Origin of the sequence: Mycobacterium saskatchewanense (assembly GCF_010729105.1) — a bacterium.
Lineage (GTDB): Bacteria > Actinomycetota > Actinomycetes > Mycobacteriales > Mycobacteriaceae > Mycobacterium > Mycobacterium saskatchewanense.
Map to the genome: position 1 here is coordinate 2,722,398 of NZ_AP022573.1, position 24,246 is coordinate 2,746,643.

The 24,246-nt window shown below is 68.3% G+C and carries 26 protein-coding genes, 2 pseudogenes and 1 riboswitch; of the genes and pseudogenes, 16 read left to right on the forward strand and 12 right to left on the reverse strand.

All coding sequences use genetic code 11. The features are described from left to right. Window positions 1-12: 12 nt before the first annotated feature. Window positions 13-1,035 (reverse strand): AurF N-oxygenase family protein, encoded by a 1,023-nt coding sequence (locus G6N56_RS12545; RefSeq protein ID WP_085255982.1) that lies wholly within the window; start codon window positions 1,033-1,035, stop codon window positions 13-15. 245 nt (window positions 1,036-1,280) lie between these two features. Here G6N56_RS12545 and serC point away from each other — a divergent pair, with 245 nt between their 5' ends. Beyond that, on the forward strand, window positions 1,281-2,399 hold the full coding sequence (serC, locus tag G6N56_RS12550) for a phosphoserine transaminase (protein WP_085256084.1): 1,119 nt from the start codon (window positions 1,281-1,283) through the stop codon (window positions 2,397-2,399). Window positions 2,400-2,519: 120 nt separating this feature from the next. After that, window positions 2,520-3,278, forward strand: coding sequence for a septation protein SepH (sepH, locus tag G6N56_RS12555; protein WP_085255981.1), 759 nt, complete (start codon window positions 2,520-2,522; stop codon window positions 3,276-3,278). Here sepH and G6N56_RS12560 read toward each other — a convergent pair. From G6N56_RS12560 to G6N56_RS12570, 3 genes are read right to left on the reverse strand one after another with little or no spacing between them, the layout of a single operon-like run. Continuing rightward, window positions 3,261-3,527 carry a DUF2537 domain-containing protein gene (locus tag G6N56_RS12560; RefSeq protein WP_085255980.1) on the reverse strand — a complete coding sequence of 89 codons (267 nt, stop codon included), beginning with the start codon at window positions 3,525-3,527 and terminating at the stop codon, window positions 3,261-3,263. The genes sepH and G6N56_RS12560 overlap by 18 nt on opposite strands. Beyond that, complete coding sequence (locus G6N56_RS12565) at window positions 3,524-4,348, reverse strand: TrmH family RNA methyltransferase (protein WP_085255979.1); 825 nt, start codon at window positions 4,346-4,348, stop codon at window positions 3,524-3,526. The genes G6N56_RS12560 and G6N56_RS12565 overlap by 4 nt, the downstream gene beginning before the upstream one ends. After that, a complete protein-coding gene (locus tag G6N56_RS12570) occupies window positions 4,345-4,776 on the reverse strand; it encodes an Rv0880 family HTH-type transcriptional regulator (RefSeq protein ID WP_085255978.1) in 432 nt (143 codons plus the stop codon). Before G6N56_RS12570 ends, G6N56_RS12565 begins: the two co-directional genes overlap by 4 nt. 109 nt (window positions 4,777-4,885) lie before the next feature. Between G6N56_RS12570 and G6N56_RS12575 the strand changes: the two genes are divergently transcribed. Continuing rightward, a complete protein-coding gene (locus G6N56_RS12575) occupies window positions 4,886-5,161 on the forward strand; it encodes a DUF2530 domain-containing protein (protein WP_085256083.1) in 276 nt (91 codons plus the stop codon). Between the two features lie 29 nt (window positions 5,162-5,190). Continuing rightward, window positions 5,191-5,646: an SRPBCC family protein gene (locus tag G6N56_RS12580; protein WP_085255977.1), complete on the forward strand. Its 456-nt coding sequence runs from the start codon at window positions 5,191-5,193 to the stop codon at window positions 5,644-5,646. 170 nt (window positions 5,647-5,816) lie between these two features. On the opposite strand, the pseudogene G6N56_RS12585 reads toward G6N56_RS12580, so the two are convergent. After that, a pseudogene (locus tag G6N56_RS12585) lies at window positions 5,817-6,593 on the reverse strand (DUF3027 domain-containing protein); the annotation flags it as partial. A 78-nt stretch (window positions 6,594-6,671) separates the two neighbouring features. On the opposite strand from G6N56_RS12585, the gene G6N56_RS12590 reads away from it, so the two are divergent. From G6N56_RS12590 to G6N56_RS12600, 3 genes are all read left to right on the forward strand, one after another. Next, window positions 6,672-8,390: an MFS transporter gene (locus tag G6N56_RS12590; protein ID WP_142280619.1), complete on the forward strand. Its 1,719-nt coding sequence runs from the start codon at window positions 6,672-6,674 to the stop codon at window positions 8,388-8,390. Beyond that, a complete protein-coding gene (locus tag G6N56_RS12595) occupies window positions 8,387-8,887 on the forward strand; it encodes a DUF2771 domain-containing protein (protein ID WP_085255974.1) in 501 nt (166 codons plus the stop codon). Before G6N56_RS12590 ends, G6N56_RS12595 begins: the two co-directional genes overlap by 4 nt. Before the next feature lie 176 nt (window positions 8,888-9,063). Then, complete coding sequence (locus G6N56_RS12600; RefSeq protein WP_085255973.1) at window positions 9,064-9,930, forward strand: PDDEXK-like endonuclease domain-containing protein; 867 nt, start codon at window positions 9,064-9,066, stop codon at window positions 9,928-9,930. Window positions 9,931-10,002: 72 nt separating this feature from the next. On the opposite strand, the gene G6N56_RS12605 is transcribed toward G6N56_RS12600, so the two are convergent. Together G6N56_RS12605 and G6N56_RS12610 are read right to left on the reverse strand one after the other, a co-directional pair. Then, window positions 10,003-11,007: a glutathione S-transferase family protein gene (locus G6N56_RS12605; RefSeq protein WP_085256082.1), complete on the reverse strand. Its 1,005-nt coding sequence runs from the start codon at window positions 11,005-11,007 to the stop codon at window positions 10,003-10,005. Window positions 11,008-11,160: 153 nt separating this feature from the next. Next, window positions 11,161-11,571, reverse strand: coding sequence for a cold-shock protein (locus G6N56_RS12610; protein ID WP_085255972.1), 411 nt, complete (start codon window positions 11,569-11,571; stop codon window positions 11,161-11,163). 164 nt (window positions 11,572-11,735) lie between these two features. Here G6N56_RS12610 and G6N56_RS12615 point away from each other — a divergent pair, with 164 nt between their 5' ends. The 4 genes and pseudogenes from G6N56_RS12615 to G6N56_RS12630 all read left to right on the forward strand — a co-directional run. Then, a complete protein-coding gene (locus tag G6N56_RS12615; RefSeq protein ID WP_085255971.1) occupies window positions 11,736-12,140 on the forward strand; it encodes a YccF domain-containing protein in 405 nt (134 codons plus the stop codon). Then, window positions 12,137-13,225, forward strand: a complete 1,089-nt coding sequence (gene moaA / locus G6N56_RS12620; protein ID WP_085255970.1) for a GTP 3',8-cyclase MoaA — start codon at window positions 12,137-12,139, stop codon at window positions 13,223-13,225. Before G6N56_RS12615 ends, moaA begins: the two co-directional genes overlap by 4 nt. A 4-nt stretch (window positions 13,226-13,229) precedes the next feature. Beyond that, complete coding sequence (locus G6N56_RS12625; RefSeq protein ID WP_085255969.1) at window positions 13,230-13,502, forward strand: MoaD/ThiS family protein; 273 nt, start codon at window positions 13,230-13,232, stop codon at window positions 13,500-13,502. A 209-nt stretch (window positions 13,503-13,711) separates the two neighbouring features. Further along, window positions 13,712-13,926: riboswitch (cyclic di-AMP (ydaO/yuaA leader) on the forward strand. 13 nt (window positions 13,927-13,939) lie between these two features. Next, window positions 13,940-14,602 (forward strand): annotated as a pseudogene (locus tag G6N56_RS12630) (transglycosylase family protein); the annotation flags it as partial. 214 nt (window positions 14,603-14,816) lie between these two features. Here the strand turns inward: G6N56_RS12630 and G6N56_RS12635 are convergent. The 4 genes from G6N56_RS12635 to G6N56_RS12650 are packed head-to-tail and all read right to left on the reverse strand — an operon-like array spanning window position 14,817 to window position 16,417. After that, entirely contained in the window at window positions 14,817-15,242 is a 426-nt protein-coding gene (locus G6N56_RS12635; protein WP_085255886.1) for a molybdenum cofactor biosynthesis protein MoaE, read from the reverse strand. Beyond that, on the reverse strand, window positions 15,239-15,721 hold the full coding sequence (locus G6N56_RS12640) for a MogA/MoaB family molybdenum cofactor biosynthesis protein (RefSeq protein ID WP_085255885.1): 483 nt from the start codon (window positions 15,719-15,721) through the stop codon (window positions 15,239-15,241). The genes G6N56_RS12635 and G6N56_RS12640 overlap by 4 nt, the downstream gene beginning before the upstream one ends. Next, window positions 15,721-16,209, reverse strand: a complete 489-nt coding sequence (moaC, locus tag G6N56_RS12645; protein WP_085255884.1) for a cyclic pyranopterin monophosphate synthase MoaC — start codon at window positions 16,207-16,209, stop codon at window positions 15,721-15,723. The genes G6N56_RS12640 and moaC overlap by 1 nt, the downstream gene beginning before the upstream one ends. Window positions 16,210-16,216: 7 nt before the next feature. Next, window positions 16,217-16,417 (reverse strand): hypothetical protein, encoded by a 201-nt coding sequence (locus G6N56_RS12650; RefSeq protein WP_142280608.1) that lies wholly within the window; start codon window positions 16,415-16,417, stop codon window positions 16,217-16,219. A gap of 134 nt (window positions 16,418-16,551) precedes the next feature. Here G6N56_RS12650 and G6N56_RS12655 point away from each other — a divergent pair, with 134 nt between their 5' ends. From G6N56_RS12655 to G6N56_RS12665, 3 genes are all read left to right on the forward strand, one after another. Next, the gene (locus tag G6N56_RS12655) at window positions 16,552-18,813 is read left to right on the forward strand and encodes a helicase-associated domain-containing protein (RefSeq protein ID WP_085255882.1); all 2,262 of its coding nucleotides are present in this window, start codon (window positions 16,552-16,554) and stop codon (window positions 18,811-18,813) included. Window positions 18,814-18,874: 61 nt separating this feature from the next. After that, the gene (locus G6N56_RS12660; RefSeq protein WP_085255881.1) at window positions 18,875-20,524 is read left to right on the forward strand and encodes a DNA repair helicase XPB; all 1,650 of its coding nucleotides are present in this window, start codon (window positions 18,875-18,877) and stop codon (window positions 20,522-20,524) included. Between the two features lie 139 nt (window positions 20,525-20,663). Further along, complete coding sequence (locus G6N56_RS12665) at window positions 20,664-20,957, forward strand: putative quinol monooxygenase (protein ID WP_085255880.1); 294 nt, start codon at window positions 20,664-20,666, stop codon at window positions 20,955-20,957. On the opposite strand, the gene G6N56_RS12670 is transcribed toward G6N56_RS12665, so the two are convergent. Next, window positions 20,954-21,943: an LLM class F420-dependent oxidoreductase gene (locus G6N56_RS12670; RefSeq protein WP_085255879.1), complete on the reverse strand. Its 990-nt coding sequence runs from the start codon at window positions 21,941-21,943 to the stop codon at window positions 20,954-20,956. The two genes, G6N56_RS12665 and G6N56_RS12670, sit on opposite strands and share 4 nt — an antisense overlap. Before the next feature lie 135 nt (window positions 21,944-22,078). Between G6N56_RS12670 and G6N56_RS12675 the strand changes: the two genes are divergently transcribed. After that, on the forward strand, window positions 22,079-23,302 hold the full coding sequence (locus G6N56_RS12675; RefSeq protein ID WP_085255878.1) for an FAD-dependent monooxygenase: 1,224 nt from the start codon (window positions 22,079-22,081) through the stop codon (window positions 23,300-23,302). A 4-nt stretch (window positions 23,303-23,306) separates the two neighbouring features. Further along, the gene (locus G6N56_RS12680; protein WP_085255914.1) at window positions 23,307-24,167 is read left to right on the forward strand and encodes an LLM class F420-dependent oxidoreductase; all 861 of its coding nucleotides are present in this window, start codon (window positions 23,307-23,309) and stop codon (window positions 24,165-24,167) included. The last annotated feature ends 79 nt before the right edge of the window (window positions 24,168-24,246 follow it).

Below are 24,246 nucleotides of genomic sequence, written 5' to 3' on the forward strand. Positions count from 1 at the left end.
ATACCCGGGGACCTATGCGGCGGACACGGCCAGGTGCTGGCGTTGCGGCTCGCTGCGGTAGCGCGACGGCTTGCCGTCGATCTTGCAGAGCCGCCACATCAGCCGGGCGGAACGAGTTTCCATCAGGCCGGTGTCGTGGGCAAGCATTCGGACGTCGGCGAACATGTCGCTCAACCACTTCCGCGACTCCGGCGAGCGGAAGAAGAGCTCCTCCTTGACCTCGCGCGGGATGTCGAATTCCTCCCAAAACGCCTTGGGCGGCACAACGATCGCCCGACACAGGGTCTTCATCGTCAGCGGCAGGTACAGCGCCGTCCAGAACCGCTGCCGCTTGGTTAGCTGCGGCAGGCGGCGGCGTAGGAACTCGTGCGCGAACGAGATATGCCGGGCCTCCTCGGCCACGTGGATCGCCATCACCCGCTCCATGATCGGGTGCAGCGATTTACCTTCGCGCAGAACGTTTTTCTGCGTGTGGTCGATCGGCTCCTCGCCCGCGAGCACCCCGATGAAGAATGCCACCGGCAGCGGCCCGGCCACCAACGGAACCAGGGGCGACAGCCAACGCAGCACCCGCGGCATCCCCGGGACGTCCGCGCCGACGCGGTTGACCATCTCCTGGAACATCATGGTGTGGTTGCACTCTTCGACCGACTCGTGCAGGCAGTACCGGTATTCCGGCGATCCGTTCGGGACCCAGAAGGTGTAGTTCATGAGGCCGCGGATCAGGATCGACTCGAAGTGCAGGCCGACCTTTGCGACGTTGGCCTGTCGCCACATGCCGATCTTGATCTTGCGTTCCTCCGACTGGGCCTGGTACCAGGGGTGGCGGCCCAATGGGTCGGTTGTCGGCAGGATCCACCGCGGATCGTTCTCGGTCACCGCGTATTCCGCTGATTCCCAGTCGATGTCGGTGTAGGGATTGAAGTTCCGCCGCACCGACCCCTCGGACAGTGTGGCAAGCATGTTCACGTATTCGGCGTCGTCGCGGACCTCCATGTTGCGCCGCCAACGTCGAACCATTCGCGTCCTGGCCATATCCAAGCCTCCCCAACGAGGTTTACATTCGGACGTGCAGTGTCTCGACAGTACCGCTGGTACCGGATATTTTCTAGGCCGCTTCCGGCACTGTGGCCTGACCAGTGGTCATCCGCAGCGTGTGGCACGCATCACAGTGATCGGGACTTTCACGGCAGCCCGACCAGGCCTTATGAGGCGGCGCCCGACGCGACTGGATGGCCCGCCGCGCCGCCGCGCCAGGGGCGCTCACTACGCTGAAGGACATGGCTGACCAGCTCGAGATCCCCGCTGACATCAAACCCCGCGACGGCCGGTTCGGGTCCGGCCCCTCCAAGGTCCGCCCGGAGCAACTGCAAGCGCTGTCCACGACCGCCGCGCCGCTGTTCGGCACGTCTCACCGGCAGGCGCCCGTCAAGGATCTGGTCGGCCGGGTGCGATCGGGAGTCACCGAGCTGTTCTCGGTGCCGGACGGATACGAGGTCATTCTCGGCAACGGCGGGGCGACGGCGTTCTGGGACGCGGCGGCCTTCGGCTTGATCGACAAGCGCTCGTTGCATCTGTCCTTCGGGGAGTTCAGCGCGAAGTTCGCTTCCGCGGTCGCCAAGAACCCGTTCGTCGGTGACCCCATCGTCCTCAAGTCGGACGCCGGGAGCGCGCCCGAGCCGCAGGCCGACCCATCGGTCGATGTCATCGCGTGGGCACACAACGAAACCTCGACCGGAGTGGCGGTGCCGATCCGTCGCCCCGCCCACTCCGGTGACGCCCTGGTGGTCATCGACGCGACCTCCGGCGCGGGCGGCTTGCCGGTCGACATCGCCGAGGCGGACGCATACTACTTCTCGCCGCAGAAGAACTTCGCCAGCGACGGCGGCCTGTGGCTGTCGATCATGAGCCCGGCCGCCCTGGCCCGAGTCGAATCGATCGCGTCGTCCGGGCGTTGGGTTCCCGACTTCCTGTCGCTGCCCATCGCGGTGGAAAACAGCCTGAAGAATCAGACGTACAACACCCCGGCGATCGGCACGCTGGCGCTGATGGCCGAGCAGATCGACTGGATTTTGGGCAACGGTGGCTTGGACTGGGCGGTCAAGCGCACCGCGGATTCGTCGCAGCGGCTGTACTCCTGGGCGCAGGACCGCCCGTACACCACGCCGTTCGTCACCGACCCCACGTTGCGCTCGCAGGTCGTGGGCACCATCGACTTCGTCGACGACGTCGACGCGGCGGCGGTCGCGAAGATCCTGCGCGCGAATGGCATCGTCGACACGGAGCCCTACCGCAAACTCGGCCGCAACCAGTTGCGAGTCGCGATGTTCCCCGCGGTCGATCCCGACGACGTGAGCGCCCTGACCCAGTGCGTCGACTGGGTGGTCGAGCGGCTGTAACCCCAGCGTCACCGGCCTGCAACCGCCCAGCGTGTCAGCGCCGGTTGGGGACGATGGCTGCACTAGAGTGCGCCCTGAAGGGTCCGTTGCCAACTCGGACGGAGCCTGCGAGGAGAGGCCATGCGGGAACTCAAAGTGGTTGGGCTCGACGCCGACGGCAAACACGTCGTCTGCCAAGGCGACGGTCCCGCGGAGCAGTTCAAGCTGGCGATCGACGAGCAACTGAGGGCCGCCGTGCGCGGCGACCGGATACCGCCGGAGCAACCGCAGCTCGACATCGAGGTCACCAACATGCTGAGCCCTAGAGAGATTCAGGCGAAGATCCGCGCCGGCGCGTCAGTCGAGCAGGTGGCGGCGGCGTCGGGCTCCGACATCGCCCGGGTCCGCCGGTTCGCCCACCCGGTGTTGCTGGAACGAGCCCGGGCCGCGGAGCTGGCAACCGCCGCCCACCCCGTGCTCGCGGACGGGCCCGCGGTGTTGACGCTGCTGGAAACCGTCAGCGCCGCGCTGGTAACCCGCGGCCTCGAACCGGACAAGCTCAGCTGGGACGCCTGGCGTAACGAGGACAGCCGCTGGACGGTACAGCTGGCATGGAAGGTCGGCCGCTCCGACAACATCGCCCACTTTTCCTACACCCCGGGCGCCCACGGCGGAACGGCCACGGCCATCGACGACGCGGCCAGCGCGCTGATCGACCCGAATTTCGACCGCCCCTTGCGCCCCCTCGCGCAGGTGGCCCACATCGACTTCGAGGAAGCCCCCGCGCAGCCGCCCGCCGCCGCCCCGCAGGAGCAGCCGGTGCACACCCGACGCGGCAAGCCGGTGATCCCGGCGTGGGAGGATGTGCTGCTCGGGGTGCGCTCAGGCGGACAGCGCTAGCAGCGTCACCCACCCACCCGCAACGCCGACGCCCGCACCCAGGACGAACCAGCGCACCACCCGGGTACGCCGCCAGCCCCACAGCGTCGGGGCCAGCCCGCCGGCGGCCACGATGTTGAGGCCCACCGCCAGCAGCGGATGCACGCGAATCAGGCCCAGGCTCAGCACCACCACAGCGGCCCCGATCACCGTGGCGACGAACGCAGCCACCGTCAAACCCGTTCCCCAGGGCACGGACTCGTCGCTCACCGGGCGAGCCTAACGCGCTCATAGAACGCCAGGGCCGCCGCGGTTGCGACGTTGAGCGAGTCGGTGCCCCGCGACATCGGGATGCGTGTCGGCACGTCGCTGAGCCGCAGCGTGGCCGGCGTGAGCCCGGGTCCCTCGGCGCCGACGAGCACCGCGACGCGGTCGTCGCACGCCGCCGCCATCGCATCGGCCAGCGCGCACGCACGCTCGTCTGGGGTCATCGCCAGGATGCGAAATCCGCTCTCCTTGAGCATTACCAGGTCGGTTGGCCAACTCACCGCCCGCGCGAACGGCACCAGCAACGCGTGGCCCATTGATACCCGGACGGCGCGACGGTAGAGCGGGTCCGCGCAGCCGCTACCGAACACCACGGCATCGACGCCGAGCCCCGCGGCGTTGCGGAAGATCGAGCCCAGGTTCTCGTGGTCGTTGACGCCTTCGAGCACTGCGATGGTCCGCGCGCCGTCGACAATCTCGGCGACGCTGGGTTCGGGCACCCTCCTGGCCGCCGCCAGCACCCCACGGTTGAGGTGGAACCCGATGACTCGGGCCATGACGTCGGGCGACGCGCGGTAGAACGGCGCTCCGGCACCGATGAGATCACCTTTCAGCTCGCTAAGGCGACGGTCGGTCCCCAGCAGGGCATGCGGGGTGAACCGGGAGGCGAGCATTCGCTGGACGACGAGCACGCCCTCGGCGATCACCAGCCCTTTGCCGGTCGGCAGATCCGGACGTCGATCGACGCTGTTCAGGTCGCGGAAATCGTCGAGCCGTGGGTCGTCGGGGTCATCGACGTCCTGGATGTCCAAGCCGAGGCTCACGGGCCTTCGTCGACCAGTGCCAGCATCAGATCGGCCGCGTGTCGCAGGGTTTCGCGTTTGTCGGTGTCGAGGGTCGCGAGCCGCTTGGCGAGCCACTCCTGGCGCGCGCGGCGGGTCGCCTTGACCAGCTCGGCGCCTGATTCGGACACCGAGACCAACACCTGGCGGCCGTCGACGGGGTGCGGGGTCCGATCAACCAGCCCCATCTCGGCCAGCGAGGCGATCACCCTCGTCATCGACGGCGGCCGGACCCGTTCGCGGATCGCCAGCGCCCCGGGCGTCATCGGGCCCTCGTTTGCCAGCGTGGCCAACGCGGACAGCTGGGACAGCGACACCGGCGACGACGGATTCCGAAATCGCAATTGGCGGGCCAGCCGCATGACGGCCAGCGACAAGTCGCTGGCCAGCCTCGCATCGCTGTCAGGCATGGCGCGAGGTTACACGGAACCCGAGAACTCGCGATAACGAACCGCTAACGATCGGCTGCGCCGCCACTGGCGCGAAAGCGCGGGCGGTGGACGGGCTATGTTATTTGCGATGTCAGTAGAACCCGGCCAGCCGCCCGAGGCGCCGCCGCTACCGCCGGCGCTTCTTCATGTGTGGCCGTTCATCGCGCTCGGTGCGCTCGGTTGGCTGATCGCCGCGGCCGCCGCGTTCCTTGTGTCCGGTCTCGAGAGCTGGCGACCGGTGACGCTGGCCGGGCTGGGCGTCGGTTTGCTCGGCACGAGCATCTTCGTGTGGCAGCTCGCTGCCGTTCGCCGGGGCGCCCGTGGCGCACAATCCGGCCTGGAGAACTACCTGCGCCGCAACTAGATTTGCCCAGCACAGATCCGGGAGGAGCAATGGTAGCCCCGCTGCTGCAAGCGCACATCGACGTCGACGCACCGTCCGCGAAGGTGTGGGCGCTGATCTCAGATTTCCGGCGGATGCCGGAGTGGAGCCCGCAATGTCGCTGGATGAAGCCCTTCGGCCCGCTCCGCGCCGGGACCAGGACGCTCAACCTCAACCGCCGCAACAGGATGTATTGGCCGACCACCTGCACGGTCGTCGAGGTCATTCCCGAACGGAAGCTCGCCTTCCGCGTCGACACCAACCACACCGTGTGGAGCTACGAGCTGGCGCCCCACGATGACGGCACCCGTCTCATCGAAAGCCGGCACGCCGAGAACGGCGTCACCGCCTTTTCCAACCTGTCGGTGAATGCGCTGTTCGGTGGGACCACCAACTTCGAACGCGAACTGCTCGACGGCATGAACGCCTCGCTGGCGAAGATCAAAGCCGCTGCCGAGAGCGGCTAGTCTCCCGGCTCGGTCAGCTCTGTCGGGTCAGCCGGCTCGGATTCGCTCGCCTCTGCCGGAAGCGCGGTCGCCTCGGGTTGCGCCTCTGCCGCCGGCTCCGGCTCCGGCTCCCGCTCGGCTGCGGCAAGCTCCGGCTCGGCTGCGGCGAGCTCCGGCTCGGCCGGTCCGGGCGGAGATTCCACGACGTCCAGTACGCCGTCGTCGAAGGGCTGGTATGCGGGCGAGCCCGTTCCCGCCGGGGCCGGGGTGTCGGAATGCGCGCCACAGCCGTACAGCTTGTCGACGATATGCCCGTCGGCGGACAGTTCGTTGCCACAGACGCCGAACATCACGCCGAGCGATCCCGCCAACGGCAGGAAGAAACCGCAGTCGCGGCACACGCGCTTGGTCGAGCGGGCCATCGGCGAGTCCGGACCGTAGTCCCCGGTGTGCCAGCGTTCGGCGGCCTCGGAGCGACCCAAGGCGCTCATCACCCAGCGCCGCCCCAGACCGACCTCGGCGGCGGTCTCGTCGACCTGCGGGTCACCACTGTCGGCGTAGCCCGGCACCAACCGCGGATCGTCGGCGGCCGGCGCCAGCAGGTCGCCGGGGCTCAGGTCACCGGGCCGGACCCGCTCGTCCCATGGCACCCAGTCGGGAGCGAGCAGCGCCGTCGGCCCCGGGATCAGCACCACTTCGCTGATCGTGGCGTGGTCGGCACCCGGATAGGCGGCGACGACGACGGCCCATTGCCACCCCTGGTAGCCGGACAGATGCGCGAGGAAGCGGTGGGTGGCGGCGGTCGGATCCTCGTAACTGACGCCCAGATAGTCACCGACCGAGTCCGGGCCGCTGAACTCCACCACGGCGGCCCTGGCCTGGTCGACCGCACCGGTGAGCACCGCCGCCAACCCGTCTGGCCACTCGGCCACGGTCGCCACGGCGGAATCCCCATTGGGTCCGGTCACGCTGTCCCCTCTCTGCAATGCGCCTCCATACTAGGTCGGCGAGCCACACCCGCTTACCTGCAGACGCATCGACTCCGCATGGTAGAGAATTGGTGGGTGTCTGGGCGGCGTCGTGACGATGCGGGGCGGGTTGCCTCCAATCCGGGCGGCCGGGCCCGCAGCGGGTCCGCCACCCAACACCCCGGCATGGCCAATTACCCGGCCGGCGATCCGGACGGCGCCGACTATCGGCGAACGCGTCGCCCGCAGCCGATGCCGAGCGCCAATCGTTATCTTCCGCCTCTGGGCCAGCAGGCGGAACACGGCAGCAGAAGTCATAACAGCACGCCCCCGCGAGGCCAGAGCCCCGGCGAGCGGATCACGGTCACCCGTGCCGCAGCGCAGCGGAGTCGCGAAATGGGTTCGCGGATGTACTCGATGGTCCAGCGCGCCGCCACCGCCGACGGCGCCGACAAGTCGGGTCTGACGGCCCTGACGTGGCCGGTGGTCGCGAACTTTGCGGTGGACGCCGCGATGGCGGTCGCGCTGGCCAACACGCTGTTCTTCGCCGCGGCGACCGGCGAGAGCAAAGGCCGGGTGGCGCTGTACCTGTTGATCACAATCGCGCCGTTCGCGGTGATCGCCCCACTCATCGGACCGGCGCTGGACCGACTGCAACACGGACGACGCGTCGCGCTGGCCGCGTCGTTCGCGCTGCGCACCGCGTTGGCCTTGGTGCTGATCATGAACTACGACGGCGCCTCCGGCAGCTATCCCTCGTGGGTGCTGTATCCGTGCGCGCTGGCCATGATGGTGTTTTCGAAGTCGTTCAGTGTCCTGCGCAGCGCCGTGACCCCCCGGGTGATGCCGCCCACGATCGACCTGGTGCGGGTCAACTCCCGGCTGACCGTCTTCGGGCTGCTGGGCGGCACGATCGCCGGGGGCGCCGTCGCAGCCGGCGTCGAGTTCGCCTGCACGCACCTGTTCAAGCTGCCCGGCGCCTTGTTCGTCGTCATCGCGGTCACGGTCGCCGGCGCCCTGCTGTCGATGCGGATTCCGCGTTGGGTGGAGGTCACCGCGGGCGAGGTGCCCGCCACCCTGAGCTATCGTCGCGACAGCGACGAGCCTCGGCGAAGGTGGCCGGAAGAGGTGAAGAAGGTCGGCGGCACACTTCGACAACCGTTGGGGCGCAACATCATCACCGCGCTGTGGGGCAATTGCACCATCAAGGTGATGGTGGGATTCCTCTTCTTGTACCCCGCGTTCGTTGCGAAGGCGCATCAGGCCAACGGCTGGGTTCAGTTGGGCATGCTCGGCATGATCGGCGCCGCGGCCGGGATCGGGAACTTCGCCGGCAACTTTGCCAGCGCCCGCCTGAAACTTGGCCGACCCGCCGTGCTGGTGGTGCGCTGTACGGTGGCCGTGAGCGCGGTCGCGCTGGCCGGCGCGGTAGCGGGCACGCTGATGGTGGTGGTGATCGCCACCCTCGTCACGTCGGGGTCCAGCGCGATCGCCAAAGCATCACTCGACGCCTCGCTGCAGAACGATCTGCCCGAGGAATCGCGCGCGTCCGGGTTCGGGCGCTCCGAGTCGACGCTGCAGCTGGCTTGGGTACTGGGCGGAGCGCTGGGCGTCATGGTTTACACCGAATGGTGGATCGGCTTCACCGCGGTCACCGCCCTGCTCATCCTGGGACTGGCCCAGACGCTGGTCAGCTTCCGCGGCAATTCGTTGATCCCGGGCCTCGGCGGTAATCGGCCCGTCATGGTCGAACAAGAGGGCATGCGCCGCGGGAATCCGGCGGTGGTGCCGGAGTGAAACCCGCAAAGAAGCGGGGCGTTGCAGTGCTGCTCGCCGCCGTCTTGGCACTGGCATGCGTCGGGGTCGGTATCGGCACGTGGCTGCTCGTCCGCCCCTCCGGGCCGCAACGACCTGAGATCAGCGCGTATTCACACGGCCACCTGACCCGCGTGGGGCCGTATACGTACTGCAACGTGCTCAACCTCGACGACTGTCAGACGCCGCAGACCCAGGGCGAGTTGCGGGTCAGCGACCGCTACCCCGTCCAACTGTCGGTCCCCGACGCGATCTACCGGGCGCCCTGGCGACTGCTGGAAGTATATGAAGACCCCGCGAACACCACCGCCCAGATGTTTCGGCCGAACACTCGGCTCGCCGTCACTATCGCCCCGGCCGACCCGCAGCGCGGGCGGCTGACCGGGATAGTCGTGCAGTTGCTGACGCTGGTCGTGGACCCTTCGGGGGAGCTCCGCGAGGCGCCGCACGCCGAATGGTCTGTACGCCTTATCTATTAGCTCTCTCTGCGCGGCGTGCGCCCACCCAATCGCCGAGCGTGCACCCGCCCGCCCGCCCGGCCCATCGCCCACCGCCGTATCGCCGAGCGTCGACTTGTTGCGGCCAAAACCCCCACTTCCGCACAACAACTCGACGTTCGGCGGAACGTGTCGGTGCTCCTTGGCACCGTGTCGCCATGGAAATCACCGACTGGCCATTCAGAGGCACCGACGCGCTGGCAGCTGGAGTCGTAACTCGGCATCGGCTGCGTACTGATTACGAGATGATCCATCGCAATGTCTATATCCGGCGGGATCAGAAGTTGACGCCGGTGACCCGAGCGGTGGCCGCGTGGCTGTGGTCCGGGCGGACCGCCACCCTCGCTGGCCTTTCCGCGGCGGCGCTCCAGCGCACGCCATGGATCGATGACTGGCTGCCGGCAGAAATCAACCGACACAGCCGCGACAAAGCCCGTGGCATCATCCTGCACAGCGATACCCTCGACGAGGACGAAATCTGTTTGCGTGACGGCATGTTCATGACGAATCCGGCGCGCACCGCCTTTGATCTGGGTCGGCGCAGGGGCTTGATATCGGCGGTCGCTCGCCTTGACGCGTTGGTGCGCGCGACCGAGGTGAAAGTCGCCGATGTGGAAGTGCTCATCGATCGCCACCGGGGTGCGCGCGGATTGGTTCAATTACGGCGGGTATTGCAGCTCGCCGATGGTGGGGCCGAGTCGCCGTGCGAGACGAAGACCCGCCTGGCCCTCGTCCGCGGCGGACTGCCACGACCCCGGACACAGATCACGGTGCTCAACGACTGGGGGGTGGTGTTGGCGCGCATCGATATGGGATGGGAGGAATGGCTTGTCGGCATTGAATTCGACGGTGCACAGCATTGGACCGATCCCACGCAGCGAACCTGGGACATCGATCGGCTGGCCGAACTCGAGGCGCGCGGCTGGACGGTCGTCCGAGTGAGCGCCGACATGCTGCGCTACCGCCCCCAGGTCATCGTCGAGCGAGCGCGTCGGGCGTTGCTCGCTAAAGGCTATCGACTGTGACCTGCCGAACGTCGGGCTCTTGCGGCCAAATGCCCGGGGTGCCGCGCAGCAACTGGACTTTGGACATCCCACCTACGCGCCGTGGCCCGCCTGGACCCGCTCACCGTCGATCGGCGGACCGGGAGGAGTTCCGTCGCCGAAAGGTTTGCCCCCCAACGCTTCTCGGCCATGCGGGGTCAGCCAGTTCGCGAGTTCGGGCCCCTTGGGTACAATCCCGGTGGGGTTGATGTCGGCGTGGACGATGTAGTAGTGCTGCTTGATCTGGACGAAGTCGACGGTATCGCCAAAACCTGGCGTCTGGAATAGGTCTCGAGCATATGCCCACAGCACCGGCATCTCGCTCAGCTTGCTTCGGTTGCACTTGAAGTGGCCGTGATAGACCGGGTCGAACCGCGCCAACGTTGTGAACAGTCGCACGTCCGCCTCGGTGATGGTGTCTCCCACCAGATATCGCTGGTTTGCCAAGCGGTCGCTGACCCAGTCCAGCGCGGTGAACAACCGGTCGTAGGCCGCCTCGTAAGCTTCTTGTGAGCCGGCGAAGCCGCAGCGGTAGACGCCGTTGTTGATCTCGGTGTAGACCCGCTTGTTGACCTCGTCGATCTCGGCCCGCAGCGGCTCGGGGTAAAGCCGAGGCGCGCCGTCGCGATGATAGGCGGTCCACTCGGTGGAGAAGTCCAAGGTCATCTGAGCGAAATCGTTGGTGGCGACGGCGCCGGTCGGGATGTCGACCAAGGCCGGGACGGTGATGCCCTTGGGGTAGTCGGGGAAGCGCTTGAAGTAAGCGTCCTGCAGTCGCGGGATCTTCAGCACCGGGTCCACGCCGCCGGGATCGAGATCAAACGTCCAACTGCGCTGGTCGTGGGTGGGACCGCAAAACCCAATGGAGAGAACGCCTTCCAGGCCCAGCAACCGTCGCACGATGATCGCTCGGTTTGCCCACGGGCAGGCACGGGCGACGACCAGCCGATACCTGCCGGGCTCGACCGGGTACCCGTCGCGCCCGTCGGCGGTGACCCGTGTGGCGATGTAGTTGGTGTCGCGGGTGAACTCGCCCGCCGGTGCGATGTAGCCGGACATCTGTCCCCGTCCCTTCTCCAACGTCGACTTGATGCTGCCAAAATGCCCGACAAAGCCCAACAAGTCGACGTTCGGCCGCGCGAGAGGCAAGTCGACGTTCGGCCGCGCGAGAGGCAAGCGACGTTCGGTCACCGAGGTGCCGAGGTGGCCTGGCTAGGCGTCCAACTCTCGCGCCACCGCCTTGACCACCTCGGATACCCGCCGAGCGGTCTTGCGGTCCGGGTAGCGGCCCTTGCGCAACTCGGGCTGCACCACGCTCTCCAAGAGTGTGATCATGTCCTCGACCATGCCGTGCAACTCGTCCGGGCTGTGCTTGTGCTCGGCAGGAGATGTCTCGCGACGCGTCTTCGTGAGGCTGGGCGGCGGCTCGATCAGCTTGAGGCTCAACGCTTGCGGACCACGCCGACCGGAAGCGATGCCGAACTCGACCCGCTGGCCAGCTTTGAGCCCCTCGACCCCGGCGGGCAACGCCGACGACCGGACGTAGACGTCCTCGCCGTCCTCCTGCGACAGGAAGCCAAACCCCTTGTCGGCGTCATACCACTTAACCTTGCCGGTCGGCACTGGTCTCACCCGCTTGTCTGATGGATCACTAGCATGGACAACACAAGAGGCGCCCCGCCTGCGCAGGACGCCGAGTTGAATTCTGATCCTACTCGGATGCCCGCCCGGCGAGCACCCCCTTATAGGCGTCACTCGGTAGGCTGGCACTACCGCTGGAGGAGATTATGCGCCTGGTCCTGAACGTCATCTGGCTCGTGTTCGGCGGCCTCTGGATGGCCGTCGGTTACCTGGTGGCGGCTCTTGTCAGCTTCCTCCTGATTGTCACGATCCCGTTTGGCTTTGCGTCGCTGCGGATCGCCTCCTACGCGTTGTGGCCGTTCGGCCGCACCATCGTCGACAAGCCCACCTCGGGGACCGGCGCGCTGGTCGGGAACGTCATCTGGGTGCTGCTCTTCGGCATCTGGCTGGCGATCGGCCATCTGGTGAGTGCGGCGGCCATGGCCGTCACCATCGTCGGCATCCCGCTGGCGCTGGCCAACCTCAAGCTGATCCCGGTGTCGCTGATGCCGCTGGGCAAGCGGATCGTCCCCGTCGGCTCGCCGACCCACCTCAACCCGGTGCCCGCATGACGCTCACCGCGCTGGGCCTCCCGACGGTGCCGGGCCGCCTCAACGGCGCCGCCTCCCAATCCACCCACAATGCGCCGGCCGCCGGCCCGCTGGTCGACGGCTATGGACGGGTGGCCACCGACCTGAGGGTGTCGCTGACCGATCGCTGCAACCTGCGCTGCAACTACTGCATGCCGGCCGAAGGACTGGACTGGTTGCCGCGCGAGCAACTCCTGCGGCCCGACGAGCTGGCCCGGCTGATGGAAATCGCCGTCACCCGCCTGGGCGTCACCAGCGTGCGGTTCACCGGCGGCGAGCCACTGCTCTCCCGTCACCTCGAGGAGGTGGTCGCGGCGGCCGCGTCGCTGCGGCCCCGCCCGGAGATCTCGCTGACCACCAACGGTGTGGGACTGGCTCGCCGCGCGGAGGCGCTTGCCCAGGCCGGGCTGAACCGGGTCAATGTGTCGATGGATAGCGTGGACCGAAACCACTTCGCGGCGATCACCCGCCGGGACCGCCTCGATGACGTGCTCGCCGGCTTGGCCGCCGCCGCGGCGGCGGGCCTTACACCAGTCAAGGTGAATGCCGTGCTGGACCCCGCAACCGGGAGCGAGGATGTGGTTGGTCTGGTGCGGTTCTGCCTCGACCGCGGTTACCAGTTGCGAGTCATCGAGCAGATGCCGTTGGACGCGGGACATCGGTGGCGCCGCGACGCGGCGCTCAGCGCGGACGACGTGCTCGCGGCGCTGCGCCCGCATTTCCGGCTGCGCCCGGATCCCGCTCCCCGCGGCTCGGCTCCCGCGGAGCTGTGGCTCATCGACACCGGGCCGGACACCCCGAGCGGAAAGTTCGGCGTCATCGCCTCGGTTTCCCATGCCTTTTGTTCGACCTGTGACCGCACCAGGCTGACGGCCGACGGCCAGGTCCGCAGTTGCCTATTCTCCACGCGCGAGACGGACCTCCGCGGCTTGCTGCGGAGCGGGGCGGACGACGACGCGATCGAGGCGGCATGGCGCGCGGCGATGTGGACCAAGCCCGCCGGCCACGGTATCAACGACCCTGACTTCATCCAGCCCGACCGCCCGATGAGCGCGATCGGTGGCTAGCCCCGTGGGTGCCGCATCCGCAAACGGGATCCAGGTGACGATCCGTTATTTCGCCGCCGCGCGCGCGGCTGCCGGAGCGGAGTCAGAGACGATGGTGCTCCGCTCGGGGACGACGGTGGCGGAGCTTGTGGAAAGACTCGCCGTGCCGGGGAGTCGCCTCGCCAAGGTGCTGAGCCGGTGTTCGTACCTGTGCGATGGGGTTGCGGTGCGCGATGAGACCGCAGTGTTACGCCCCGGCAACACGATCGATGTCTTACCCCCCTTCGCCGGGGGCTGAAACTGTGAAATATCTCACGTAACGGAAAGATAACGAAGCGGACACGCTTCGATAGCGGGTGCTACTACCTGCGCAAACTCTAGGTGTTCCTGGGGTTTTCGGAGGTGGCCGTGAGGGAAACGCCGAGTTTCACTGAACGTGACGAGCCAGACGGAAACCGCTAGCGTCACCGATGGCTCGCCAAGCTAAACCGGATTGGCGTTCCTCCCTCACCTATCGCGCCGAGCTCCATCCAGTAGGCGAGGGAACACCGGAAGTGGATGGAGGCGGGGGACCCACCGGTCCACCGTGATCGGATCGGGGTCGTTCGCGACCCCTTGGGGTGAAGCCGGAGTCGTCTCCCATGCGGAGCACAACGCCGGCCGGGTGGCCTCTCCAACCCGAACCCGACAGCTGACCTCGCAGGCGCGTTACGAGAGAGGAATATCCCGGCGCGTATGAGTGGACGTCACCGTAAGCCCACTACTTCCAACATCAGCGTCGCCAAGCTCGCCGTCACCGGCGCGGTTCTTGGTGGCGGCAGCATCGCCCTGGCGGCCCAGGCGGCCGCGGCAACGGACGGCGAATGGGACCAGGTCGCTCGTTGTGAGTCCGGCGGCAACTGGGGCATCAACACCGGCAACGGCTACCACGGCGGTGTGCAGTTCAGCGCCAGCACGTGGGCCTCGCACGGTGGCGGCCAGTACGCCCCGTCGGCCGAGTTGGCCACCAAGGAACAGCAGATCGCCGTCGCGGAGCGGGTCTTGGCGTCCCAGGGCCGTGGCGCCTGGCCCGTGTGCGGGCATGGGCTGTCGGGGCCGACCCCGCGGGAGGTCCCCACACCCGCCGCCCTGGACGCGCCGCTCGATGCGCCGGGCCTGAACGGCCAACCGGCGCCCCTGGCGCCCCCGCCCGCCGACGCGCCCCCACCGGACGCGCCGCCGCCGCCTCCTCCGCCCCCGGCGGACCCGCCCGCCGTGCCGGTGCAGATGGCGTCCAACGACCTGCCTGCGCCGCCTGCGGACCTCCCGCCTCCCCCGCCCGCGGACGCCATGCCGCCGGCTCCGCCAGCGGATGCGGTTCCCCCGGCCGACGCGCCGCCGCCGGCCCCCGGTGCGCTGCAGCAGGCCTCGGAAGTGAGCTTCACGAAGCAGCTTTGGGACGCCATCCAGGGACAAGACGTCCGCGGCAACGGCGCCCTCGACGCCCTCGGGCAACCGTCCGTCCTCAGCTGAGGCCTTAGCCAAGCCAGACGCCCGGCGCTCCCCGCAGGCAGCATCTGCTCTACGGGGAGCGCCGACGGCATCGCGGCGACCTTCAGCTCCCTTATACCCTCTAGGCCGAGCCCACCCACTCCTCAGTTCCGTCGGCGAAGAACTGGTGCTTCCACACCGGCAGCCGTGCCTTGATGGTGTCGACGAGGTCCGCACAGGTGGCGAAGGCGGCCTGCCGGTGGTCGGCGGCCACCGCGGCAACCAGCGCGGCCTCTCCGATGCGCAGCACGCCGACGCGGTGGCTGGCGGCGACGGCGCGGATCCCGCTGGACCGCCCGGCGACGTCGGCTACCACCTCGGCCAGGACCTGATCGGCCAACGGATGCGCCGAATACTCCAGCCGCACGACTCCCCGCCCGCCATCGTGGTCGCGAATCATGCCGACGAAGCCGACGACCGCCCCGGCGGACTGATGGCTCACCAACTCTTCATGCTCGGTCAGGAAAATCGGCTGGTCCGTCATGGCCGCGCGGACGACGAGCGTCATCGCTCGTGATCTTTACCGGCGAGCTGATCGAGCGCGTGGTCGAGGACATCTGCGAGCACGGCCAGGCCGTCGCGCACCCCACCGGGGGAACCCGGAAGGTTGACAATCAGCGTGCGTCCGGCCACGCCACACACCCCGCGCGACAATACCGACGTCGGCACCTTCGGCATCCCCGAGCGGCGTATCGCGTCGGCGAGCCCGGGAATCATGTAGTCGAGCACCGCGACCGTCTGATCCGGGGTGCTGTCACTGGGAGAGATGCCCGTGCCGCCCGAGGTGACCACGAGGTCGACCTCGCTGTCGACCGCGTTACGCAGCGCCTCTCCGACCGGCTCGCCGTCGGCGACCACTTCGGGTTCCACTGGCGCAAAGCCATGCTGCTCAAGCCATTGAGCGAGGATCGGTCCACACCGATCCTCGTATACCCCGGCCGAGGCGCGGGTCGAGGCGATGATCACGCGCGCCGACCGGGCGCCCATCACCGCTCCCAGGTCCCGGTTTTGCCGCCTTCCTTGCGCAGCACCCGGATGTCATCGATGCGGGCGGCCGGGTCGACCGCCTTGATCATGTCGTACAGCGTGAGCCCTGCCACACTGACGGCGGTCAGTGCCTCCATCTCCACCCCCGTCCGGTCGGTGCTGCGCACCGTCGCGGTGATCTCGACGTCCGACTCGCGGACGGTGAATTCGACGTCGACGCCGGTCAGCGCCAGCTGGTGGCACAGCGGGATCAAGTCGCTGGTGCGCTTGGCCGCCAGAATTCCGGCGACGCGCGCGGTGGCCAAGGCGTCACCTTTGGGCAGGCCGCCGGTGGAAATCAGCGCGACCACGTCAGTGGAGGTGCGCAGTGCTCCCGCCGCGACGGCGGTCCGCTTGGTTGCGCCCTTTTCGCTGACGTCAACCATATGCGCCGCGCCGCGCTCGTCCAGGTGCGACAGTGCGCCCGATGCCCCGGACGCCCCAGCCATCACCGGCCTACCAGGTGGTGTCTGTGACGGGATGCACGTAGGGCAGGTCGGTTGCCGGCAGTGGAAATACCAGATCCCCGAACGGGGACAAGGCACCCGTCCGATCGGTCGCCAGTTCGCTTACCGGATGGTCATCGGGATCCGTCGCGGGCCAGCCGTTGTCGACGTACCTGGTTTTGCGGGCCTTGCCCTCAGCAATGTCAGCCACGACGACCATTCTGACAGGTCGCGCATCGGCATGTCGCGCAAGCCCGCCAGTTTTGGAGGAAGCGGGGACTGCTGTGGATGGACGCCAGTTCGCCGCCGTCGCCGAGTGAGCCGGCTGCTTTACGCTGGTCAGCGATGACCGACAACACCCCGGATATCCCGCTGGGGTCCTGGCTGGCCGACTTGTCCGACGAGCGGCTGATCCGGCTGCTCGAGCTGCGGCCGGACCTCGCCCAACCCCCGCCGGGCAGCATCGCCGCGCTGGCCGCGCGTGCGCAAGCCCGGCAGTCGGTCAAGGCTGCCACCGATGACCTGGACTTTCTGCGGCTTGCGGTGCTCGACGCGCTGCTCGTGCTGCAAGCCGATGCGACGCCGGTACCCGCCCCGAAGCTGCTGGCGCTGATCGGCGACCGGGCCGCCGAAGGGGACGTGCTCGAAGCGCTCGACGACTTGCGGCAGCGCGCCCTGGCCTGGGGAGACGCGGCGCTCCGGGTGGCACCGGACGCCGGCACGTCCCTGCCGTGGCATCCGGGCCAAGTCACTCTCGAGGACTCCTCCCGCTCGGGCGAGGAGATCGCAACTCTGGTCGACGGCCTCGATGAGGCGCAGCTGGGTGTGCTGGAGCGGCTGCTCGAGGGATCGCCGATGGGACGCACCCGGGACGCGGCGCCGGGCGCCCCGGCGGACCGGCCCGTGCCCCAGCTGCTGACAATGGGCCTGCTGCGGCGCGTCGACGCCGAAACCGTGATCCTGCCGCGCCACGTCGGGCAGGTCCTGCGTGGCGAGCAGCCGGGCCCGATGCGGCTGACGCGGCCCGACCCGGTGGTCTCGACGACCACCCCACACGATGTCGACGCGGCGGCCGCCGGGGCGGTCGTGGACCTGCTGCGGGAAGTCGACGTGCTGCTCGAAACGCTCAGCGTCGCACCCGTTTCCGAGCTCCGCAGCGGCGGATTGGGCATTCGCGACGTCAAACGGCTGGCGAAGTCGACCGGTATCGACGAACCACGTCTCGGCCTGATCCTCGAGCTCGCGGCCGCCGCCGGACTGATTGCCAGTGGGACGCCCGATCCCCTGCCGGCCACCGGTGACGCGCCCTACTGGGCGCCGACCGGGGCCGTCGACCGGTTCACCGCGATGTCCCCGGCGGAACGTTGGCACCTGCTGGCCGACACCTGGCTTGACCTGCCGGGCCGCCCGGCGCTGATCGGTACGCGCGGTCCTGATTCCAAACCTTATGGCGCGCTGTCGGATTCGCTCTACTCGACGGCCGCGCCACTGGACCGTCGCCTGCTGCTCGGCATGCTCGCGGAGTTGCCCCCCGGCGCCGGCGTCAACGCAGCCGAAGCGTCCGCGGCACTGATCTGGCTCCGCCCGCGCTGGGCCAGGCGACTGCAGCCCGAACCGGTGGCGCACCTGCTTGCCGAGAGCCACGCGCTGGGCCTGGTTGGTCGCGGGGCGATCAGCGCGCCGGGCCGCGCGCTGCTGAACGAGGCGTCGGGCGCGCAGGCCGCCCAGGAGGCGGTCGACGCCATGGCGAAGGCCATGCCCGAGCCGATCGACCACTTCTTGGTGCAGGCCGATCTGACCGTCGTGGTGCCCGGACCACTGCAACGCGAACTCGCGCAGGAATTGGCGACGGTGGCAGCCGTCGAGTCGGCCGGCGCGGCCATGGTCTACCGCGTGAGCGAACAGTCGATCCGGCACGCTCTGGACGTCGGCAAGACCCGGGACTGGATGCAGGACTTTTTTGCAAAGCATTCCAAAACTTCCGTGCCGCAGGGCCTTGCTTATCTCATAGACGACGTCGCCCGTCGGCACGGTCAGCTCCGAATCGGCATGGCGTCCTCGTTCGTGCGGTGCGAGGACCCGGCGCTGCTGGCTCAGGCGGTGGCCGCGTCCGAGCAGCTGCAGCTGCGCGCCCTGGCGCCGACCGTCGCGGTGTCGCCGGCCCCGATCGCCGAGGTGCTCGGGGCGCTTCGCGCCGCGGGCTTCGCCCCGGCCGCCGAGGATTCCTCGGGTTCCGTCGTCGACGTCCGCCCCCGGGGCGCCCGGGTGCCGACGCCGCAGCAGCGCCGCGCCTATCGCCCGGTGCCGCGCCCGAACAGCGAGAGCCTGAACGCCGTCGTGGCGGTGCTGCGCAAGGTGACCGCCGCGCCCTTCGGCAACATCCGCGTCGACCCGGCCGTCACCATGTCGCTGCTGCAGCGGGCGGCCCGGGAACAAGACACACTGGTGATCGGTTATCTCGACGCGGCGGGCGTGGCCACCCAGCGGGTGGTGGCGCCGGTCACCATCCGGGGCGGGCAGTTGCTGGCCTTCGACTCGGCGTCCGGTCGGATGCGCGATTTCGCCATCCATCGCATCACGTCGGTGGTGTCGGCCAACGGCCGATAATGGAGGGCATGTGTCGCGCCGCGAGAAATGCGGTGCGGAGTAACAAGGAGGAGCGGCGCCATTGACTGACGGACCGTTGATCGTGCAGTCCGACAAGACGGTGCTGCTCGAGGTGGACCACGAGCAGGCAGGCGAGGCCCGCGCCGCCATCGCGCCGTTCGCCGAGCTGGAACGAGCACCCGAACACGTCCACACCTACCGCATCACCCCGTTGGCGTTGTGGAATGCCCGGGCCGCGGGCCACGACGCCGAACAGGTGGTCGACGCGCTGGTCAGCTATTCGCGCTACGCGGTGCCGCAGCCGCTGCTGGTCGACATCGTCGACACCATGGCCCGCTACGGCCGGCTGCAACTGGTCAAACACCCGGCGCATGGCCTGACCCTCGTGAGCTTCGACCGCGCGGTGCTCGAGGAGGTGTTGCGCAACAAGAAGATCGCGCCGATGCTGGGCGCCCGCATCGACAATGACACGGTCATCGTCCACCCCAGCGAGCGCGGACGGGTCAAGCAGATGCTGCTCAAGGTGGGCTGGCCCGCCGAGGATCTCGCCGGCTACGTCGATGGCGAGGCGCACCCGATCAGCCTGGCGCAGGACGGCTGGCAGTTGCGCGACTACCAGGAGATGGCCACCGAATCGTTCTGGGCCGGCGGCTCCGGGGTTGTGGTCCTTCCGTGCGGTGCGGGCAAGACGCTCGTCGGGGCCGCCGCGATGGCCAGGGCCAGCGCGACGACGCTCATCCTGGTCACCAACGTGGTCGCCGCGCGGCAATGGAAGCGCGAGCTGGTCGCGCGCACGTCGCTGACCGAGGACGAGGTCGGCGAATACTCCGGGGAACGCAAGGAGATCCGGCCGGTGACCATCTCGACCTACCAGATGATCACGCGTCGCACCAAGGGTGAATACCGGCACCTGGAACTGTTCGACAGCCGCGACTGGGGGTTGATCATCTACGACGAGGTGCATCTCTTGCCGGCACCGGTGTTCCGGATGACCGCAGACCTGCAGTCCAAGCGACGCCTCGGCCTGACCGCCACGCTGGTCCGTGAGGACGGCCGCGAGGGCGACGTGTTCTCCCTGATCGGCCCCAAACGCTATGACGCGCCATGGAAGGACATCGAAGCGCAGGGCTGGATCGCGCCGGCGGAGTGCGTCGAGGTGCGGGTCACGATGACCGACAACGAGCGCATGATCTATGCCACCTCTGAACCCGAAGAACGCTATAAGGTTTGCTCGACGGCACACTCGAAGGTCGCGGTGGTCAAGTCGATTCTGGGCAAACACCCCGACGAGCAGACCCTGGTGATCGGCGCGTACCTGGATCAGCTCGACGAACTCGGCGCGGAGCTGAACGCCCCGGTGATCCAGGGTTCCACGCGCACGAAGGAACGCGAGGCGCTGTTCGACGCCTTCCGGCGCGGCGAGGTGTCCACGCTGGTGGTGTCCAAGGTGGCAAACTTCTCCATCGATCTCCCCGAAGCGTCTGTGGCGGTGCAGGTTTCGGGAACGTTCGGCTCACGTCAGGAGGAGGCCCAGCGGCTCGGCCGGCTGCTGCGACCCAAGGCCGACGGCGGCGGAGCGATCTTCTATTCCGTGGTCGCGCGCGACAGCCTGGACGCCGAGTACGCCGCACACCGGCAACGGTTCCTGGCCGAACAGGGCTACGGTTACATCATCCGCGACGCGGATGACCTTCTGGGCCCAGCCATCTAGGTCGCGCCATTACCGCAGACGCAGAATGGGGCGAAACGCCGCTCATGAGTGCGACTTTTCGTCTGCACCGCGACCGGTGGGGAGGGGACCTCCCCGTGCCCGCTATCTTGTTATCGCTGTCGCAACCAAGGAGACGCCCATGACGGTCACGGTGATACTGGAGCTCAGGTTTAAGCCCGATGAGGTCGCCGCGGGGCGCGAGCTGATGGGCCGCGCGCTGCAGGACACCCGCGCGTTCGCCGGGAACACCCGGACCGACGTGCTCGTGGACCAGGACGACGAAGCCCACTGGCTGATCTACGAGCTGTGGGAGACGGTCGAGGATGACGAGGCTTACCGCGCCTTTCGCGCCGGGGAGGGCAAGCTGACGGAGCTTCCCCCGCTGCTGGCGGCGCCCCCGGTGAAGACGAGGTACGTCACCTCCGACATCTAGCTCAGGGCGGGAATCACTTCGCGCTCGAACAATTCGATGCCAGATCGGTCGTACGCCGCCTCGGGGAAATAACAGATCGCGTACTCGCAGCCGAGGCCGCGCAGCTTTGTCAACCGCTCGATCACCTGCTCCGGCGTGCCCGTCGCCGAACCCGGTCCGCTGGTGCTGGCGATCATGGCGTCGGCGGCCGCGTCGGGGACGTAGTTCACCAGGCGGTCGCGGACCCGTCGCAGCCGGTCCTCGACGTCGGCGTCCGAGGTGCCCACGATGGCGTTGACGTTGACCGAACGCACGATCGCGTCGAAGTCCGTTCCCGCATTGCGGCAGTGCTGAGCCAACACCTCGGACTTGTGGGCGAACGCATCAGGCTCCGGCGTGAAGTTGGTGTACTGCGCGTACTGCGCCGCGATCCGCAGCGTCACCTTCTCGCCCCCGCCGGCGATCCACATGGGAACGCCGTTCTGCTGCAATGGCTTAGGGGAGACGATCGCGCCGTCGACCTGGTAGTGCCTGCCCTCGAAGGTGACCTTGCCGTCGCGCCACGCGGCGCGCATGATTTGCACGCCCTCGTCCAACCGGCCCAACCGTACCCCGGCGGAGGGGAACCCGTAACCGTAAGCGCGCCACTCGTGTTCGTACCAGCCGCCGCCGATGCCCATTTGAATTCGGCCACCGGAGATGATGTCGGCGGTCGCCGCAACCTTGGCCAGGTACACCGGATTGCGGTAGCTCATCGCCGTGCACATCTGGCCGAGCTTGATCCGGGAGGTGGTGGCCGCATACGCCGCCATCAGCGACCACGCCTCGTGGGTGGCCTCGCCCGTCGGCAGCGGGACCGTGTGGAAGTGGTCGTACACCCACAGCGAGTCCCAGGCGCCGGCGTCGGCATACCCGGCCAGATCGCGCATCACCGCCCAGTGGTTTTCGGGTTCGATGCCGACGAGATCCATTCGCCAGCCTTGCGGTATGAAGAGACCGAAGCGCATAGCGGTGACTCTAGCCCGGCGACGATGCGGCCCGGCACGGGCCGCTGAGGAGCCGGGCCATCAAACACAGCCCGGCAACGATGCGGGTAGGCTGCGGGCCGAACACTGGCGAGCGAACGGTGATGGAGGCGCGCGATGCGAGTACTCGTCTCCGGCGCCAGCATCGCCGGGCCCGTGCTCGCGTACTGGCTGACGCGGCGCGGCTTCGAGGTCACCGTCGTCGAGCGCTCGCCGGCGCTGCGCAAAGCCGGCGGCCACGCCGTCGACCTGTTCCAGCCCGCGATGGAAATCTCCGCGAAGATGGGCGTTCTGCCTGGCATCGAGGCGCGCGCCACCGGGAACGACCGGCTGACTTTGTACCGGGAAGGCCATTTTCGGCCCACCGAGCTCGATCTGACCAAGATCGTGAGCGCCACCTCGGACCGGCATGTGGAGATCATGCGCGACGACCTCAGCGAAATCTATTACAACGCCGGGCGAAACGACGTCGAGTACGTGTTCGGCGACTCGATCACCGCCATCGACATCGAGGGTGAGGTGACGTTCGAGCACATGCCGCCGCGCACGTTCGACGTCATCGTCGGCGCCGACGGCCTGCACTCGAATGTCCGGCAGTTGACCTTCGGTGAGGAGGCCGAGCTGATCCGCTTCCTGGGCGGCTACCTCGCGGTGATATCCGTGCCCAAGGCGTTGGCCGAGGACAGCGAAATGGTCGGCCACATCGGCGTCGGCCGCGTGGTGGTCACCTACACCGCAGCGCACCTGGACGATGCCCGCGTGGTTTTCCTGTTCCGAAGCCACGACGAGTTGGACTACGACCTCCAAGATGGGTTGCGGCAGAAGGCATTACTGCGCGAGAGGTTCGCGGGAATGCACCCCCAGGTGGACCGCTGGCTCGGCGAGATCGACGATACCCCGGCGTTCTACTTCGACGCCATCAGCCAGCTTCGACTCGACAGATGGTCGCGGCGCCGGGTGACGCTGGTCGGCGACGCAGGGTATTGCCCCGGCCCGGCGGTCGGCGGCGGCGGCACCAGCCTCGCGGTCGTGGGCGCTTACGTCCTGGCCGGCGAGCTGGCCCGGGCCGGCGGCGATCACCTGGCCGCGTTCGCCGCCTACGAGCTGGCGATGCGTGAGCCGGTCCACCTCAGCCGCTCTTTCGCGCGCAGCGCCGCCAGGACCATCATCCCGGGCTCCCGGATCGGCGTCTGGGCATTGACACGCGGGGCCCGGCTGGCCTCCGGAATGCCGACCCCACTCGCCAGAGTTATGGCGAAGACCAAGGGGGTGCGACTGCATGACTCGATGCGCGTCCCCGCCTATGACGACGATCTGACGGCCACGCCACGAGAGGAATGACTTGATGGAGCTAACCGGTGTCGGCATCTGGAGCAGCCAGCTGCACTACGGTGATGCCGGCGAAGCCGCCGACGCCGCAGCCGAATTGGAGGAACTCGGTTTTGCGGCGCTATGGATTCCCGACGTCAGCGGGTCGGTGCTCGACGCGGTGGCCCGCCTGCTCGCGGCCACCAAGCGAACGGTGATCGCTACCGGGATCCTGAACCTGTGGATGCACTCGCCCGGTGACGTCGCCGCTTCCCACGCCGCGTTGACCGCCGAGCACGGCGACCGCTTCCTGCTGGGCATCGGGGTCAGCCACGCGCCGCTGATCGACGCCGGCCAACCCGGCCGCTACCGCAAGCCGCTCGCGGCCACGGCCGCATTCCTGGACGGGTTGGACGCCGCGGATCAACCCGTGCCCGTCGCGAGCCGGGTGCTCGCCGCGCTCGGCCCGAAAATGCTGGCCTTGTCCGCACAACGCGCCCGCGGCGCCCACCCCTACCTCGTCACCCCCGACCACACCGCCTTCGCCCGCGCGACCCTGGGCGAGGGACCGCTCTTGCTGCCGGAGCAATCCGTCATCCTCACCGACGATGCCAACGAAGCGCGCCGAGCCGGAACCGATTGGCTCCGTGGCTATCTGGCGCTGCCTAACTACGCCAACAACCTTCTGCGCAGCGGGTTCACGGAGGACGACCTGACGCAGGTGAGCGATCGGCTCTTCGACGCGATCATCGCCTGGGGCGACGAGGACGCCGTCAAGGCCAGGGTCGCCGAGCATCGCGCGGCGGGAGCCGACCACGTCTGCGTGCAGGTGCTCACGGCCGACCCGCGCGAGTTCCCGCGCGTGCAATGGCGGCGCATCGCCGCAGCCCTGACGTGACGTGACGTGACGTGAGCCTGGCGGCCGCGACACATAAACCACGCACACGACACGCCGCCGAACATCGCGACCAGTTATG

Coding starts and splice junctions, on each gene's coding strand:
- G6N56_RS12545 (WP_085255982.1), bottom strand. CDS start 1,035: ATGGCCAGGACGCGAATGGTTCGACGTTGGCGGCGCAACATGGAGGTC.
- serC (WP_085256084.1), top strand. CDS start 1,281: ATGGCTGACCAGCTCGAGATCCCCGCTGACATCAAACCCCGCGACGGC.
- sepH (WP_085255981.1), top strand. CDS start 2,520: ATGCGGGAACTCAAAGTGGTTGGGCTCGACGCCGACGGCAAACACGTC.
- G6N56_RS12570 (WP_085255978.1), bottom strand. CDS start 4,776: ATGCCTGACAGCGATGCGAGGCTGGCCAGCGACTTGTCGCTGGCCGTC.
- G6N56_RS12575 (WP_085256083.1), top strand. CDS start 4,886: ATGTCAGTAGAACCCGGCCAGCCGCCCGAGGCGCCGCCGCTACCGCCG.
- G6N56_RS12580 (WP_085255977.1), top strand. CDS start 5,191: ATGGTAGCCCCGCTGCTGCAAGCGCACATCGACGTCGACGCACCGTCC.
- G6N56_RS12590 (WP_142280619.1), top strand. CDS start 6,672: ATGGTAGAGAATTGGTGGGTGTCTGGGCGGCGTCGTGACGATGCGGGG.
- G6N56_RS12600 (WP_085255973.1), top strand. CDS start 9,064: ATGGAAATCACCGACTGGCCATTCAGAGGCACCGACGCGCTGGCAGCT.
- G6N56_RS12605 (WP_085256082.1), bottom strand. CDS start 11,007: ATGTCCGGCTACATCGCACCGGCGGGCGAGTTCACCCGCGACACCAAC.
- G6N56_RS12615 (WP_085255971.1), top strand. CDS start 11,736: ATGCGCCTGGTCCTGAACGTCATCTGGCTCGTGTTCGGCGGCCTCTGG.
- moaA (WP_085255970.1), top strand. CDS start 12,137: ATGACGCTCACCGCGCTGGGCCTCCCGACGGTGCCGGGCCGCCTCAAC.
- G6N56_RS12635 (WP_085255886.1), bottom strand. CDS start 15,242: ATGACGCTCGTCGTCCGCGCGGCCATGACGGACCAGCCGATTTTCCTG.
- G6N56_RS12640 (WP_085255885.1), bottom strand. CDS start 15,721: ATGGGCGCCCGGTCGGCGCGCGTGATCATCGCCTCGACCCGCGCCTCG.
- moaC (WP_085255884.1), bottom strand. CDS start 16,209: ATGGCTGGGGCGTCCGGGGCATCGGGCGCACTGTCGCACCTGGACGAG.
- G6N56_RS12655 (WP_085255882.1), top strand. CDS start 16,552: ATGACCGACAACACCCCGGATATCCCGCTGGGGTCCTGGCTGGCCGAC.
- G6N56_RS12665 (WP_085255880.1), top strand. CDS start 20,664: ATGACGGTCACGGTGATACTGGAGCTCAGGTTTAAGCCCGATGAGGTC.
- G6N56_RS12670 (WP_085255879.1), bottom strand. CDS start 21,943: ATGCGCTTCGGTCTCTTCATACCGCAAGGCTGGCGAATGGATCTCGTC.
- G6N56_RS12675 (WP_085255878.1), top strand. CDS start 22,079: ATGCGAGTACTCGTCTCCGGCGCCAGCATCGCCGGGCCCGTGCTCGCG.
- G6N56_RS12680 (WP_085255914.1), top strand. CDS start 23,307: ATGGAGCTAACCGGTGTCGGCATCTGGAGCAGCCAGCTGCACTACGGT.